The sequence below is a fragment of the Arenibacter troitsensis genome (genome assembly GCF_900177645.1).
Taxonomy (GTDB): domain Bacteria; phylum Bacteroidota; class Bacteroidia; order Flavobacteriales; family Flavobacteriaceae; genus Arenibacter; species Arenibacter troitsensis.
This window is the reverse complement of record NZ_FXAO01000006.1, coordinates 133690-150025: the sequence shown is the minus strand read 5'-3', so window position 1 is coordinate 150025 and position 16336 is coordinate 133690. Positions and strand designations below refer to the sequence as shown.

At 39.3% G+C, this 16336-nt stretch carries 14 protein-coding genes; 13 read left to right on the top strand and 1 reads right to left on the bottom strand.

Annotated elements, in window-relative coordinates; all coding sequences use genetic code 11:
* Nucleotides 1–7 precede the first annotated feature (7 nt).
* The 9 genes from B9Y87_RS14610 to B9Y87_RS14570 all read left to right on the top strand — a co-directional run bounded on the left by B9Y87_RS14610 (nt 8) and on the right by B9Y87_RS14570 (nt 10837).
* The gene (locus B9Y87_RS14610) at nt 8–427 is read left to right on the top strand and encodes a hypothetical protein (RefSeq protein WP_085499718.1); all 420 of its coding nucleotides are present in this window, start codon (nt 8–10) and stop codon (nt 425–427) included.
* A 21-nt stretch (nt 428–448) separates the two neighbouring features.
* Complete coding sequence (locus tag B9Y87_RS14605) at nt 449–1249, top strand: SDR family NAD(P)-dependent oxidoreductase (RefSeq protein ID WP_085499717.1); 801 nt, start codon at nt 449–451, stop codon at nt 1247–1249.
* A 12-nt stretch (nt 1250–1261) separates the two neighbouring features.
* Entirely contained in the window at nt 1262–2410 is a 1149-nt protein-coding gene (locus tag B9Y87_RS14600; RefSeq protein ID WP_085499716.1) for an extracellular solute-binding protein, read from the top strand.
* A gap of 10 nt (nt 2411–2420) precedes the next feature.
* Nucleotides 2421–3179 (top strand): enoyl-CoA hydratase/isomerase family protein, encoded by a 759-nt coding sequence (locus B9Y87_RS14595; protein ID WP_085499715.1) that lies wholly within the window; start codon nt 2421–2423, stop codon nt 3177–3179.
* Entirely contained in the window at nt 3176–4231 is a 1056-nt protein-coding gene (locus B9Y87_RS14590; RefSeq protein WP_085499714.1) for a lactonase family protein, read from the top strand. Before B9Y87_RS14595 ends, B9Y87_RS14590 begins: the two co-directional genes overlap by 4 nt.
* Nucleotides 4232–4307: 76 nt before the next feature.
* Complete coding sequence (locus B9Y87_RS14585; RefSeq protein WP_085499713.1) at nt 4308–5480, top strand: CaiB/BaiF CoA transferase family protein; 1173 nt, start codon at nt 4308–4310, stop codon at nt 5478–5480.
* Nucleotides 5481–5515: 35 nt separating this feature from the next.
* Nucleotides 5516–6577, top strand: a complete 1062-nt coding sequence (locus B9Y87_RS14580) for a mannonate dehydratase (RefSeq protein ID WP_085499712.1) — start codon at nt 5516–5518, stop codon at nt 6575–6577.
* Nucleotides 6578–6733: 156 nt separating this feature from the next.
* On the top strand, nt 6734–9430 hold the full coding sequence (locus B9Y87_RS14575; RefSeq protein ID WP_085499711.1) for a glycoside hydrolase family 38 N-terminal domain-containing protein: 2697 nt from the start codon (nt 6734–6736) through the stop codon (nt 9428–9430).
* A 15-nt stretch (nt 9431–9445) separates the two neighbouring features.
* Nucleotides 9446–10837: a glycoside hydrolase family 76 protein gene (locus B9Y87_RS14570; RefSeq protein ID WP_085499710.1), complete on the top strand. Its 1392-nt coding sequence runs from the start codon at nt 9446–9448 to the stop codon at nt 10835–10837.
* 507 nt (nt 10838–11344) lie between these two features.
* Here B9Y87_RS14570 and B9Y87_RS14565 read toward each other — a convergent pair.
* Nucleotides 11345–12181, bottom strand: coding sequence for an AraC family transcriptional regulator (locus B9Y87_RS14565; RefSeq protein ID WP_085499709.1), 837 nt, complete (start codon nt 12179–12181; stop codon nt 11345–11347).
* A gap of 227 nt (nt 12182–12408) precedes the next feature.
* Between B9Y87_RS14565 and B9Y87_RS14560 the strand changes: the two genes are divergently transcribed.
* Genes B9Y87_RS14560 through B9Y87_RS14545 form a run of 4 tightly spaced genes read left to right on the top strand, consistent with a single transcriptional unit; the run spans nt 12409 to nt 16329 of the window.
* Nucleotides 12409–13569 carry a cytochrome P450 gene (locus B9Y87_RS14560; RefSeq protein WP_085499890.1) on the top strand — a complete coding sequence of 387 codons (1161 nt, stop codon included), beginning with the start codon at nt 12409–12411 and terminating at the stop codon, nt 13567–13569.
* A gap of 16 nt (nt 13570–13585) precedes the next feature.
* Nucleotides 13586–13894 carry a 2Fe-2S iron-sulfur cluster-binding protein gene (locus B9Y87_RS14555; RefSeq protein ID WP_085499708.1) on the top strand — a complete coding sequence of 103 codons (309 nt, stop codon included), beginning with the start codon at nt 13586–13588 and terminating at the stop codon, nt 13892–13894.
* 16 nt (nt 13895–13910) lie between these two features.
* A complete protein-coding gene (locus tag B9Y87_RS14550) occupies nt 13911–15176 on the top strand; it encodes an NAD(P)/FAD-dependent oxidoreductase (RefSeq protein WP_085499707.1) in 1266 nt (421 codons plus the stop codon).
* A gap of 34 nt (nt 15177–15210) precedes the next feature.
* Nucleotides 15211–16329: an alcohol dehydrogenase catalytic domain-containing protein gene (locus tag B9Y87_RS14545; protein ID WP_085499706.1), complete on the top strand. Its 1119-nt coding sequence runs from the start codon at nt 15211–15213 to the stop codon at nt 16327–16329.
* Nucleotides 16330–16336: the final 7 nt, after the last annotated feature.

Genomic DNA, 16336 nt, shown 5'->3' with positions numbered 1-16336 from the left:
ATAACACATGATTAAAGAATACAAGACAAAAGAAAAAGGATATCATCCATTTATTATAAAGGATGGGTGGCAATTGGCAAAATTGAATTATACGGAAGAGCAGCATATAGACAAGATCATCCAATTGGATGTACACTTGGAAACAGATGAAGTTTTTGTTGCCATTGCTGGGAAGGCGGTGCTAATAGCTGCAGAAATAGTCGATAAGGTACCGCAGTTTGAATTGGAACCAATGAAAATTAACCAAATCTATAATATCCCGAAAGGAGTCTGGCACAACATAGCCATGGAGGAAGGAAGCGAAGTCTTAATTGCAGAAAAATCGAATACGCATATTTCAGATTTTGAACATTTTGCCCTTAATGATCTTCAGAAAAAGGAATTGGGTATTATGGTCAAGGGGGAATTGGAATCGCTAAAAATCTAATTGTTTAGATAAGAATAAAAGATGAAAGAAATAGATCTAAAAGGGAAAAAGGTTTTGGTAACTGGAGGAAGCAATGGGATCGGAGCAGAAATTTGTAAGCAATTTGCTAGCTGTGGTGCGGATGTTTTTATCAATTATTATAAGAACAAGGAAAATGCGGAAATTCTAGCCAATGAAATACGTGAAGCCCATGGGGTAAAAGTAAGCTGTTATGGGGCGGATGTTTCCAATGGGGTAGAGGTAGAAAAATTATTCCAACAAATGGACGTGGACATGGGCTCTATTGATGTTTTGGTTAATAATGCAGGTTGTGAGACCGTAGAGCATGTTTTGGATATGGAAGAAAGCGAATGGGACCGGGTTCTCAATGTTAATCTGAAAGGCCCTTTCTTATGCTCACAACAAGCTGCCCGGAGAATGGAAAACAAAGGTGGCGGCGTAATTATTAATATCTCTTCCATACATGATACCGTACCTAGAAAAGGGTTAATACACTATTGTTCGGCCAAAGCAGGACTTAAAATGTTTTCTAAATGTCTGTCTTTGGAACTGGCGGACAAAGGTATTAGAGTAGTCTCCGTTGCACCAGGGGCCATTGAAACAAATATGAACAGGGAGGAGATCAAGAAGTTTGGTAAGGACAAGTTTGAACAGTGGATTCCACAGGGCCGTTTGGGTGAGGTATCGGACGTGGCCAATACAGTCGTTTTTATGGCTAGCGATTTGGCCAATTATATCAATGGAGCGGATATTTATATTGATGGAGCATATATGAACCATACAATACAATACGATCCCAGACCTAAAAGATACAACAAATAACACAACAATAATATGTTGAAAACAATAACATTAAATGGCATCGCTTGGGACCATCCCAGAGGTTATGAACCTCTTAAGGCAACCTCGGCGGCATTTTCAAAAATACACCCTGAGGTGAATATAGAATGGGATATACGTTCCCTAAAAGAGTTTGGGGACATGCCCATTGAGGACCTAATTGGATCCTATGATTTAATAACTATTGATCACCCATATATGGGCCAGGCCAATGCCAACAACCTGCTATTGCCTTTAGACAATTTGATTCCGAGTTATAGCTTAGAAAAATTGAAGGAGGAGTCCGTAGGTCCCAGTTACCAAAGCTATAATTATGATGGTAATCTTTATGCCTTAGCTGTAGATGCTGCGGCCTTGGTTTCTGCCTACAGGGAAGATCTTATTTTAAAATTAGGTCTAAACATTCCAAAAACCAGGGCGGAACTATTGGATTTCTATAAAAAAATACCAAGCTCCCACAAGGTAGCTTGGCCTTTATGTGCCACCGATCTTTGGTGCAGCTTTCTAACCATATGCGCGCAAGATGGTGGTAGGGAATTTATGAGGGATAGAACAATTGATAATCGTTTAGGTATACAAGTTCTGGATGAATTAAAAATACAATTGGAATACCTTCATCACGAATCTATAAAATGGAATCCTATCCAAATTCTAAACCGTATGGCGGAGGAGAATGAGATACTCTATTCCCCATTTTTATTCGGTTATACCAATTACTCCAGATCGGGATATGCTAAAAACTTGGTGAAGTTTGGGAATAGCCCAACAAATCCTAACATAGAAGTCTCTACTATATTGGGCGGGGTAGGCCTTGCCATATCTGCGCATTGTGAGCATCCGGATGTGGCAGCAGCCTATATAAATTATGTGGCAATGGCAGAGACCCAAGAAGGGATTTACACCAAAAATGGAGGTCAACCGGGGAATCTTATAGCATGGCAAAATGAAGTAAACAATGGGCTGTGTAACAACTTTTTTGCCAATACCATAGACACCATGAATAAAGCCTATGTACGTCCCCAACACATGGAATGGAACAAATTCCAGGAACAGGGTGCAGAGCTATTGCATAACGGTCTGGTCAAGGACATTTCTTCGGATACCATTATGAAAAAATTAAATCAATTATACCAATCTATTTAACAGGGATAGTATGTACAAGAACATAAACATACGTATAGACAACAAGGTTGCGGTACTAAAGTTTAATAGGCCAGACCAGCTCAATGCCATGAACAGGCAAATGATGGATGAAATTATTGATGGTATTGTAACTATAAATAATAATGAGGATGCTAAAGTAGCTGTGATCACTGGATCAGGACGTGCTTTTATGGCTGGTGCGGACATTAAGGAGTATGGAAGTCAAACCCAAGAGCAGTTCAAGTCGTTTCAAGATAGGGGGATGGCATTGTATGAGGCCATTGAAAATGCTCCTAAGCCGTGGATAGCCGCGGTGAACGGATTTGCACTGGGAGGTGGTTTTGAAATTGCGCTTGCCTGTGATTTGATTTTGGCCAGTGAAAACGCCAAGATGGGGCTGCCAGAAGTATTTTTAAGTTTGATTCCAGGGGGAGGGGGTACCCAGCGCCTTATTCAAAAGATAGGCGTAAACCGTGTAAGGGAAATGTTGTTTTTGGGCGGGCAATATTCTGCGGAACAACTTCACACATGGGGAATCGTAAACCAGATTGTACCGGAAGGGGAATTTGATGAAACCATATTGCAATATGCGCAAAAACTAAGCCGTAGATCACCTAGTGCCATCAAACAACTGAAAAGATTGGTACGGTTAAGTCTTACTTCCCTGTCTTTTGATCATAAAATCAAGGAGGAAGCAAAGGCCGTGACCGAACTTTTCTACAGCCCTGAGGCAAAAAAAGCGATTCAAGACTTTATTCAAAAAACATGAAAGCAGCATTACTGATTTTTTTCATAGGAAGTTATACGGAATATCCCATACCTGATTTTGGAGGAATAGGTCATGGTATTTATACGGTTCAATTAAATACCGAAACCGGTGAGTTGACAATTTTACATACCATGAAGGCACGAAACCCCAGTTATTTGGTGATTAGTGATGATAATCAGTTTTTGTATTGCGTTAATGAAATAGATGAAAGTGAAAATCCTAAAGTAGGCGCTTATAAAATCAATGCTGATTATACATTGGAATTCTTGAACGAGCAACCTATTGCAGGTGGGTATCCATGCCATATCCAAACTTTCGGAAATAATGTATTGGTTGCCTGTTATGCTACAGGGAATGTGATTCAATTTCCGTTGGATGTTTCTGGAAAATTGATGAAGGCTAAAAAAGAATACCAGCATAAGGGGTCAAGTATTAATACAGCACGACAGGAAGCACCGCATGCGCACCAGATTGCTGTACATCCCAATGGCAGGGATGTTTATGTAAGTGACCTAGGAATAGACATGATCAAAGCCTACCATTTTCTAGAAAACAGATTGGTTCCAAATGACGTAAAGGATTGTAAGGTTACAAAAGGAAGTGGTCCACGTCACGTGGTTTTTAATGCCGCCGGAAATTTGGGCTATGTAAACAATGAATTAACAGGTACCGTATCCGTATTACAAAGTAAAGAAGGTTCTTTTGATGAATTAAAAGTCTATTCGGCCTTGCCCGATGATTATTCTGGCGTAGCAAGCGGATCGGCTATTCGTATCCATCCCAATGGACAATTCCTATACGTTGCCAATAGAAAATTGGAGGCAATAAGTATTTTCAGAATAGATAAGGACAAACTTGAACCAATAGATTATCAATATACGAACGGTGCGGAATTACGGGAATTTAATATTACTCCAGATGGAAAATGGTTAATTGCTTGCCATCAGAATTCGCATGATACCGTGTCGTATCAAATTCAAGAGGATGGGAGATTACAGGAACGTTATCGTACCAAGGAAATATTGTCGCCGGTCTGCGTTGTTTTTGATTAGTAAGATTTACTAAACCGATTTAGTAAAACATGAACAATAAAGTTATAAAATATTTATATCCTAATATATACACATAATGAGCAGTAACAGTAATGAAAATGTAGGTCCTTTGAAAGGATTGGTCGTGGCCGATTTTACACAATTGGCCCAAGGACCTTGGGCAACCCAGATGTTGGGCGATATGGGGGCGGATATCATTAAGATAGAGCCCGTAAAAGGAGATTGGATGCGACATTATGCATATGGGAACCTATACCCCAACGGTGAAAGCATTTCCTTTGTTAGTTTCAATAGAAATAAACGCAGCATTGCATTAAACCTAAAAGACCCAGAAGGGGTAAAAATAGCCAAGTCCATTATTGCTAAGGCTGATATTCTTGTTGAGAACTTTCGGCCAGGAGTTATGGACAGGTTGGGTCTTGGGTATGAGGAAATAAAAAAAACAAACCCCAAATTGGTGTATTGTTCAAGTTCTGGCTATGGATCTTCGGGGCCATATTTACATAGGGCAGGCCAAGATTTATTGGCACAATCCATAGGCGGCGGTTCGGCTCTAAATGGAAAAAAGGGAGATATGCCAGTGGTTACGGCTGTTGGACAAGCCGATTTATTAACCAGTTTATTTATAAATCAGGCCATAATGGCCGCTATATACTCTAGATCAATAACAGGAAAAGGCCAAAAGATTGAGGCGAACCTACTCAACTCTGTGGTTGGCTTCCATATACAGGAAGTTACGGCATACCTGCATAAAGGGACAAACCCGGAGCGCAGCGAAAGTGGTATCCCCAATCCATGGTTGGGAGCACCATACGGACTATATAATACGAGTGATGGCTATATTGCCATTGGTATGAATTCCGTACAAAAATTGGCTCAAGTTATTGGCTTGAAAAAATATGATTCGGAAACTTATGCTTCCAATAACATAATAAAAAGCAGGGATGAAATTCGTTTCGATTTCGATGCTGTTTTTCAGACAAAATCAACCGAAGAATGGTTAGCCCTGCTACTAGAACATGATATCTGGTGTTCCCAAGTCAATAGCTTTGATGAAATGGTCGATGACCCTCAGATAAAGCACAATGAAATGATCATTGAAATTGAGCATCCAACAATTGGCAAGGTTAAAACTACCGGTTTTCCCGTATGGTTCAGTGATACGCCTCAAAAAATATATAAGTCGGCACCATTGCTTAATGAACATGCCGATGAAATACTCAGAGAATTCTGCGATTTTAGCGAATAAGGAATAAATACAATAACAACTAAAGACATTTAGCAATGAAATTAGGATTTGGACTTTACAGACACATGCTCAACACTGAGCACTATAATTTTGCCAAACAATGTGGTGCAACTCATTTGGTTATTCATTTGGTAGACTACTTTGGCCATAACAAGGAAAATGCGGACCAGCCCATTGGAGGGAAAGAGGGCTGGGGCAAGGCTGGTAATCCCAATGAAATATGGTCGTTGGAGGAATTGTTGGCCATAAGAAAGGAGATAAATGATCATGGATTAGAATTAGAAGCTATTGAAAATTTCGACCCGGCCCATTGGCATGATATTTTGTTGGATGGCCCGAAGAAAGAAACTCAAATAGAAAATCTAAAAGAACTAATTCGCAATGTTGGTAAAGCAGGTATTCCAGTATTCGGGTATAATTTTTCTTTAGCGGGGGTATCTTCAAGAGAAATTGGTCCTTATGCTAGAGGTGGGGCTTTATCTGTGGGAATGTCAAAAGGAGATGAAACGCCAATTCCAAATGGAATGGTGTGGAATATGGTTTATGATGAAAATGCTCCTGAAGGTGTTTTGCCTAAAATAGAGCACGACGAACTATGGCAACGGTTACAATATTTTTTAAGTGAATTGATTCCTGTTGCTGAAGAAGCCGGAGTGAAATTGGCCGCGCATCCGGATGATCCACCAATGCCATACATTAGAAATACACCAAGATTGGTATATCAACCGGATATGTATCAAAAATTGATAGATATGAAACCGAGTCCTTCAAATAATTTGGAATTCTGTTTGGGTTCTATTGCCGAAATGACCGAAGGAGATGTATATGAGGCCACCGAGACCTATAGTAAACAGGGAAAAATCAGCTATATACATTTTAGAAATGTGGTTGGCAAAGTTCCAACATATAAAGAAGTCTTTGTAGACGAAGGGGATATAGATATGTTCAAAATTCTTAGAATTCTTAAGAAGAACAATTTTGATGGGGTGCTGATTCCCGACCATACCCCCCAGATGAGTTGTGACGGTTCATGGTATGCCGGAATGGCTTATGCAATGGGGTATATGAAAGCAGGATTAAAAGCAATAAATGAATAAATAAACCATTGCCAATATGGGTCATGGATAAAGATAGTTAGTTCAGTTAGATTTTTTTTTAGTTGAAGGGTTGCACCATGAAATACTGGTGCACTCTTTTCAAATAAAGGATTTTCCATTACCGGATTTGACCACTTTTATATAATATAGACAATTATGACAAGGAAAATTTATCAGATTGTAATAATAATTTCAATTCTTCTTATAAACCAATTAAGAGGACAAGAAACAATTAATAGCGATCGGGAAACCTATGATTTACTGAAATCATTGTCCAATTCCAAGCTGGGAAGTGGAAATGTGCTTTTATTTACAACCACACACGAAGATATTGCATGGTTGAACGAGCCCGAAATTTGTAAAATTGATAGGGACAAATTATGGTTAACACCATATATGGATCGATTGAAGGTAGAACCCGACTTTAAAATGGACATAGAGCAGTCTTCTATCGTAATGGAGTATCTACACAGGCATCCAGAGGAAAAGGCAAACTTCATCAAGTTTGTTAAGGAAGGACGGATCTGTATAGGTGGTGCATATGTACAAACTTATGAAGGCATGTATTCCGGAGAATCCTTGGCTAGGCAATTTTATTTCGGTAAAAAATGGATGCAAGATAATCTAGATGGGTATCAGACCAACGTGTACTTCAATAACGACGTGCCGTCCAGGACTATGCAAATGCCACAATTGGCCAGTAAGGCAGGAGTCAATAATTTTGTTTTTGCCAGACATATAAAAGGATTGTTCTATTGGGAATCTCCAGACGGGTCTAAGGTGCGATGTTACAGTCCTGGGAACCACTATATGGAATTCTACAATCTATTGGGACAAAAAGATTCGGCTGCTATAAAAATGATGGCAAAAGATGCGGTAGATTGGTATACCATTTATAATAATATATCCTCAAGAAATACGGTAATGCCAGCTATGTTGAATTATGAGTTTATTTGGCCCCAGGAACCGGTGGAAAATTCCGTTCCTTTTATAAATAAATGGAATTCCATAACACACTTGGAGTCAGATGGCAAAAAACGCATTAAAGTAAATCTACCTAAGTTCAGTTATGCTACTGCGGACGAGTTTTTTGAAAGAACAGTATCAACTACATCAATAGAAAAAACTATAAAGGGCGAGCGTCCCAATACTTGGGTCTATATACACGGAGCTGGACACCAAAAGGCACTAAGAGCAAGTAGAGAGGGTGACATTTTAATGACGCAGGCAGAAAAATTTGCAACGGCTAACGGACTAATAGATGGTTCCTTTAAAAAATACCCCGAATTGGAACTGTACAGAGCCTGGGAATCCAAAATATATCCGGACCATGGTTGGGGTGGTAAGGGCGGTGATGTTACCGACAACCTGTTTTTACAAAAGTTTCTATTCGCCAAATCTGTAAGTGAAAAGATATTGGATGAAACCTTAAAAGCCATTGCAGGCAAGATTTCATTCAAAAAAGAAAATGGCTCGCCAATTGTTGTTTTTAACAGTTTAAGTTGGGAGCGTTCAGATCCAGTTAATTTTAAAATTAATTTTCAACCCAAGGAAGCAAAGAACTTACAATTGGTAACTGAAGAAGGTGAAAATGTACCAGTACAATTATCGGAATTGACTTATTATCCTAATGGATTCATACAATCCGCCAAGGTGAATTTTGTTGCTGATAATCTTCCTTCTATTGGGTATAGAACATTCTACTTAAAATCATCCGATGAGGTAGAAAAGAACATGGTCGCTAATAATACTGACACCTTTGAAAATGCCTATTACAAAGTAAAGTTTGGTGACGGAGGTTTAGAGAGTATTTATGATAAAGATTTACAAAAGGAACTGATTCACGCCAAAAGCTTTAAGGCCGGTGAAATCTTTGCGATGAATTCAGAAGGTAATGGAGCTGGAGAATTTGCTGAAGTTCAGCAACCAGATGCCAGCTTTTTTGACAGACTTGCCAGTAGTAAAACCCAATGGCAGTTGGAGGATGATGGCCCGTTATATACTAGCTATAAAATGAGGCAGAAGATGAAGGAAGCTGTTGTTGAATTGAAAATTACGTTTTATAATTCAACAAAGAAAATAGATTTTGATGTTGATCTATTGAACTGGGACGGTATTATGTACAGGGAATTTCGAATGGCCTTGCCATTGAATATGCAGAATGGGGAAGTTACTTATGAAGTTCCCTTTGGGGCAGTCACTGTTGGTAAGGATGAATTAAGAGGTACTGGAGGGGCTTTTTATAATACACCGGTACGGGAAATTCATCCAAGAGAAATTGAAAACTGGATATCTGCAAGTAATTCAGAATTTGGGGTAACATTGAGTTCTAGTGTTGTAACCGCTGATTGGATAAATCCTATAGATTCTTTAAGTACACAGACTATTTTACAACCCATACTGTTGGCTTCGCGTAAAAGCTGTCATTGGGAGGGTAATAATTATCATCAAACTGGCGATCATCATTTCAATTTTAGCATAACCTCACATTCTAGTGGATGGAAAAATGGGCAAAGATTTGGGAAACAAGCAAATGAAAAACCAAATGTTGTGGTTTATCCGGACTCTTATAGTCAAACTTCATTACCTGAAAAATTGAGTTTTTTCAGCGTAGATAAGCAGAATGTGGTCATTTCTACTGTGAAGAAGGCAGAAGATGATCAAGATGTAATTATAAGGGCGTACGAAACAGATGGGGATGATGTTGATGCAGCTATTTCCATATTTAAACCTATCACAAAGGCGTATTTGACCACCTTGATAGAACAGCCTATTAGGGAAATTAATAATGATAAACAAAAAATTGAACTGAACCTAGGTCACAATTCCATTGAAACAATAAAAGTTGAGTAATATAAAGTCTATAATATGAAAAGAAGAAAATTTATAACAGTTACAGGTACTTCTGCTATTGCGGTTACTGGAATTTCACCTTTATTAACGTGGGCCTGTAGTGAACCTAAATCAAGTGATACTTTATTGAAAGAACAGGCCTTGTTAGCTTTTAAAAGATTTGAAGAGGTATGGGATTTTCAAGATTTCTGGAAAAGGGGTAATACGTTTGATGCTTGCCTGGTATTTGTAGATGCTTTACAACAGCGTTGGTCAGAGGATAAAGAGGTTGTAGCCATTCAAGAAAAAGTGGGCAAAATGCTGGAAGAAAACCTAACTTTTTTCAACAGTTACAACCCAGGAACTCTTTGGGCAGACGACTTTGGCTGGTGGGGCCTACTGGCACTCAATGCAAGAAAGCATCTTTTACGAATAGGGGATAAAGAACTCGCCGACCAATACCTTAAACTTTCCACTGATCTTTGTTGGGAATATAAAAAGAAAACGGCGTACGACCATACGGATACTGCCAATCCTGTTCAACACGGATGTAGAAATGGCGATGCCAATGGCGACAGTTTGGGGGTTAAAAATACGGTTACCAATGTGTTATTGTTTTTGCTTTCCTCACGAATTTATCGTCTGTCATTGACCGAAAATATAAATGACAACGATAAATATTTAGATATGGCCTATCGCCAATGGCTATGGTTTAATGAGTGGTTCAATTTAGAAGAATACCAGTATTTGAAACAATTGTCAACATCAGGAGCATTGGTACAAGAAAGACCTATGGCCTTTTTCGAAGGCTCAAGTTATCAGGAAAAAACACACCCCACCTGGGCCGAAGGTTGGGTATGGACGGGAGATCAAGGAATGTTGGTTGCCGCTTTGACCGATATGTTAGCGATTAAAAATGAGTTGTCTACCTATCTTAAAACAAATAATATAGATTCCAATTTTGACATAAAAGCCTATGAATCTAGATTAAAGGAAATCATAAAATCAATAGGCCAAGGTGTTAAAAATGCCATGGTCGCCAATGTGGACGGCATTATCCGTGAGGCACCATGCCTTCCTAGCTTTGGACCCGAACATGGAAGGGATTACCTCGCCGGCCGTGGTATTATGTTGCGGTATTTAGGCAGCGATGAAGCAAGAGCTCTAATAAATGTTGACCTGACTGAAAATATTGAAAAAACTTTAGCTGCAATTTGGAGCACACGTGATTTAGCAACCAATCAGTTTCAACCCGAATTTACGAGCCTTCAAAATGATAAGCTTTATGTGGAGCAGTTCCGAAAACTTTGGGGCTTTGCCGATGATGTGTATCAATGGGATATAGAATCAATGAAAGAGAAAAACAAAGATGGTGTTTGCCAGTCTGTTGGCCTTGATATGCTTGGAGCTGCAATTAAATCAATGTAAATTCTAACAAACAACAATCAGCTCGTCTACCAAGTGAATACATAATGCGCATGAAGTTTATTAATCGTATCCTAATTAATGAGGGAGATTCCAAAATTCATGCGTATTCAGTTTTTTGTGAGTGAGCCCAAACCGGATGTTCAAATTTATGTGAAATAATTTAATGTTTTAGCCAATCGGCTCTCATATTAGAAATTATGCTATTATTGGAGTGGCCCTTAGAGGCACATTTTATACTTTAATTCATTGTAAGGATAATATTAAGCTAGACCAGCCTTAGGCCAGCTCTACTTTTCGGTTTAATGAGAGACAGAAGACCCTCTGCCTGCCTTCGCGGAAATACCTGGTGTTTTTAGATTTTTATTTTTAGCAGTTCTTCTAGGATACCTTATGTTCAAAATTCAACAACAAATGTTTTTTAGGGATATTGTATTAGTATTAGTACAAGTTGTGACTGAACAAAATCAGTGTTATGGTCTATAGAATGTAAAATTTTTGCCATTAGACCTATGCGATATAATTCTTTCTATACTTAGCCGGGGAAACTTTGTATATATCTTTAAATTTTTTAAAAAAGAATGGAGGTGATTCATACCCACAGGCAAAGCTAATTTGCGAAACCGAATCTTCTGTGTCCAATAACATTCTAGCGGCTACATTAATACGATATTCGTTTAAAAAGGTAAAGAATGAGCGACCCATCATATTGGTGAAAAATCTCGAAAATGATTGCTCGGTCATATTGACCAGATCGGCCAACTCTTTTAAATAAATTTTTCGGTGATACTGTGCACCCACAAAATCATGGATTTTTATCATACGTGTGCCATACTCCGTTGGCAAGTCCTCAATGAAGCTTGATGCTGATAAGGTCTTAAAGGTAGTTGTAGACAATTTTATAAGTACGGTCAACAATTCTAGATATAAGTATTGCCCCTTTAATTGCATCATATTTTTCAATTGGGGTATAACCGGAGCTATTTCTCTTTGGTCAAAAATAATACCCTTGGAAGCCATTTTCAGCATTTCAAAAACGGGAGCAAGCTCTGGGGTTTTGGCAATAACACCCCTGTTCCATTGAATAACAATCGACTTTGAATCTGTAATTTGTTGTTGATGATTACGCCAACAATGCGGAACATTGGAACGTATCAGCACCAACTCCCCCGGTTCATATGGGCCAACGTAATCCCCAATAAACTTAGTGCCTACACTAGCTTCTATATAGGTCAATTCGTGTTGAGGATGAAAATGCCATGGAGTTTCAAAGTCTTTTTTAACATGGTGAAACCCTTTTATAGTCTGTTGTTCCCCTAAAGGAATGGGTTCTAAAATTGGCTTCATTATTTAAATAATATTAGGTCGGGCAACATTACAAATGACAGCGCATTTAAGGAAATGGGTTCAATCATTGATTTATTTTACCCCAAAATACTGATAATTATCATATAATGAACAGAATAGTTTATTTGTTGGTTAAAAATGGTTACTTATCAGAAATAAAATATCTCCAATTTTGTGAAACTATTGAAGATATACTATTCAAAAAATTATCGAATAAAGAATATCATATGAAAAAAAGTGAACTTCCAGATCCGTTCGAAAAAGCCAGATTGGATAAAGGTTACGGCATTATGAACGATCAAAATGATCCAGTTACTATGCTTTTGCGACATAAGGATGTCCGTAAAAGTGCACATAATTATAAAACCTTTCAATCTGGGGCACAACCAGGTAGGATCGTTGTGCCGTCTGAAGTGAATATTCGCGATACCCGTCAAATACCTTTCGAGGTAGACCCTCCGCTTCACGGGGAGTATAGGGCCATAATTGAACCTTGGTTCAAGCGACCATTATTACCGGAGTATCAGGAAAAACTTACAGCCCAAATTTCAACTTTGGTGGATTGGATACTAAACAAAGATAGTTTGGAAGTTGTCAACGAATTTGCATTGCCGCTTCAGTCAAGGGCCCTTACCCTTCTATTAAATGCCCCTTTTTCAGAGGCCGAAACATGGATTTCCTGGGGAACGCATGTTTTTCGCAGTGAAGGGGAAGCACTAGATGGCGACAAAGCCAACATTCTTTACAATTATATTGATGAACAGATAGACCGAGCTTTAAAAAATCCGGGAGACGATATGTATTCTTTACTGCTATCTTCGGAATTTCAAGGAAAAAAACTTACCAGAGAGGAAGTGAAAGGGGTAATGGTCTTGACCTTTGCCGGGGGTCGCGACACCGTTATCAACGCCGTTACAAACTCAATATCCTACTTGGCTGAACATCCGGAAGCACTTGAACGTTTTCGTCAGGAACCTGAAATTATTGGAAAAGCTGTAGAAGAATTTATCCGATATTTTTCTCCATTGACACAGATGGGCAGAGTGGTAACCGAAGACACTCAGGTGTGCGAACATGCGATAAAAGCAGATAGCCGAATTTCCCTGTGTTGGGCATCTGCCAATAGGGATGCTTCTGTATTTGAGACCCCGAACGAAATTGTGTTGGACCGTAAAATTAACCCCCATGTTGGGTTCGGTTTCAGTCATCATAATTGTCTTGGAGCCACACATGCTAGACAAATTCTGAAAATTTTACTTAAGACGCTTGCTGAAAAAGTTGGGTCTATCGAAATTAAGGATTGCAAGGAAAATATGGAGCACCTGGATGAGTTTGAGCGTAAAGTGGGCTTTAACAGTATCCATGTGAAATTTAAAAGTTTAACCTAAATATAAATAATCAACAATGGCACAAATCACATTTATAACAAGCGACAATGAAACGATTACACTGGAAGGAAAATCCGGATCCGTTATGGCCTTGGCTGTTGATCACGGAATAAAAGGCATTGACGGAGATTGTGGAGGGGTTTGCTCCTGTGCCACTTGTCACGTTCATGTTGCTCCAGAAGATATGTCCAAAACGGGATCGGCAAGCCAAATTGAAGCGGATATGTTAGAGCTGGATGATAACGTAAATGAATTTAGTCGTTTGTGTTGTCAATTGGAAATAAGCGATTCCCTAGACGGAATTGTGCTAAAAGTTGCCAATTAATAAAATCTCTGTGCAGATGTCCAATCGCTTGATCAAAAACAAAACTTGTGTCGTTGTAGGGGCAAGTCATGCAGGGGTAAATTGTGCCTTTGCATTGAGACGCGAAGGATGGGATGGCGATATCATATTATATGATGCCGATCCATTGCTTCCATATCATCGCCCCCCTTTATCCAAAGCATATCTAACTAGTGATGATGGCATTGATAAAAACTTACTGAAATCGGCAGAAAGTTATGATAAAGAAGGTATAAGTTTAAACTTGGGTGTTTCTGTCAAGGCCATAGACCGAACACATAAAAATATCATTTTGGGGGATGGCAGTGTTCAATCATATGACAAACTTGTTGTTGCCACTGGTGCCAGACCAATTATACCGTCAATTCCGGGCTTGGCCAATTCCAACAATGCTATTCCACTTCGTACGGCTACCGATGTTGCCAACATCCGCCATGCCGTTAAGAATAGCAATAAAAAACTAGTTGTAGTTATTGGTGGCGGTTATATAGGACTTGAAACAGCAGCCTCGTTAAAAAAGCTTGGAGCAAAGGTAACGGTGCTCGAGCGTGAAGAACGAATTTTGGCCCGGGTAACTGCTCCCGAAATGTCCGCCTTCTTTCAGAATTTGCATTTAGAAAATGGGGTGGAAATATGTACCAATAAAAATGTAATCGCAATTGAGACAAACAATGGGGAAAAGATAGTATGTTGTGATGATGGCACGTGTTATCCAACGGATATAATCATAATAGGAGTAGGTATATTTGTGAATAAGGAATTAGCTATGGCTGCAGGATTGGATATCGAAAACGGTATAAAAGTGGATGAAACAGCCAAGACCAATGATGAAGATATTTATGCCATAGGCGACTGTACTTTCCATTATAATCCACATTATGGGCGTTATATCCGCTTAGAATCGGTTCAGAATGCAGTTGACCAAGCCAAAGTAGCAGCCACCTCCATATGTGGCAAAGAAACACGATATGATACCATTCCTTGGTTCTGGTCGGACCAATACGATGTAAAGTTACAAATGGTGGGCTTATCCCAGGGGTATGATCAAGTTATTGTACGAAAGGAAAATAATGACAATAAGTGTCTGTCTTTTTGGTATTTTAAGGGCGAAATCCTGTTGGCCGTTGATGCCGTGAACAATGCCAAAGCCTATGTCTATGGCACCAAGTTGATTAAAAGTGGAGAAAGGATCAATAAAGAAAAACTGTTGGATTGTGAAGAAGATTTAAAAATTGCACACCTTATTAGTCCAATTAATAGTTAGAACGCCCTCTCTTTAAAGGTAAAAAAATAAAAGTATGTCCATAACATCCAAGAGTGCCATTGCAACCGGTGATGGCAAATTTATTATTGATCAAGTTACCCTCGGCGATCCATTGGAAAATGAGGTTTTGGTAAAAATAAAGGCAGCTGGTCTCTGTCATACCGACTATGATTCCCTTAGTTGGGGAAAGCCGGTACTCATGGGCCATGAAGGAGCTGGATTAGTGACAAAAGTAGGCTCGAAAGTGAAAAATTTCAAGCAAGGAGACCAGGTCATCTTAAATTGGGCAACACCATGTATGAGCTGTTTCCAATGTCAGGAAGGCAATCAACATATCTGCGAGAATAATTCTCCTGTGGTCGCGGGTGGTAATGGATATACACCTGGCCACGCCCATTTGGAAGGTACCCTGTGGAAAGGAAAGCCCATAGAGCGCTCGTTCAATTTGGGCACACTTAGCGAGTACGCCTTGGTTAAGGAATCGGCACTTGTAAAAGTTGATCATGACAATCTAAATTTCTCTGCGGCAAGTATTATTAGCTGTGGGGTAATGACGGGTTATGGTTCCGTAGTAAATGCGGCAACATTAAAGGCAGGTAGTTCGGTGGTGGTTCTAGGTTGTGGCGGGGTTGGATTGAATGTCATCAACGCCTGTGCAATTTCCGGTGCTGCAAGTATTTTAGCGGTAGACGTAAATCCTAATAAACTGGAATTGGCCAAACAATTTGGAGCTACGGATGTTATGTTGGCCGACAAATCGGACAAAGGTCTCAACCAATTGGCCAAAAAAGTTAAGCAGTTATTTAATGGACGCGGTGCCGATTACGCCTTTGAATGCACAGCAATTCCCTCCTTGGGAGCTGCACCTTTGGCAATGATCAGGAACGCAGGAACAGCGGTTCAGGTGAGTGGGATTGAAGAGGAAATTACTGTTGATATGCGCCTCTTTGAATGGGACAAAATATACATCAATCCCCTTTATGGAAAATGTCGACCTGAAATAGATTTCCCAAAATTGATGCGATTATACAAAAAGGGAGATTTAAAATTGGATGAGATGATTACTCGGGAATATCAACTTGAAGAGTTACAGCAGGCATTGGACGATATGCTTCAAGGTAAAAATGCAAAGGGAGTAATAGTTTTCAATTAAATTTAGG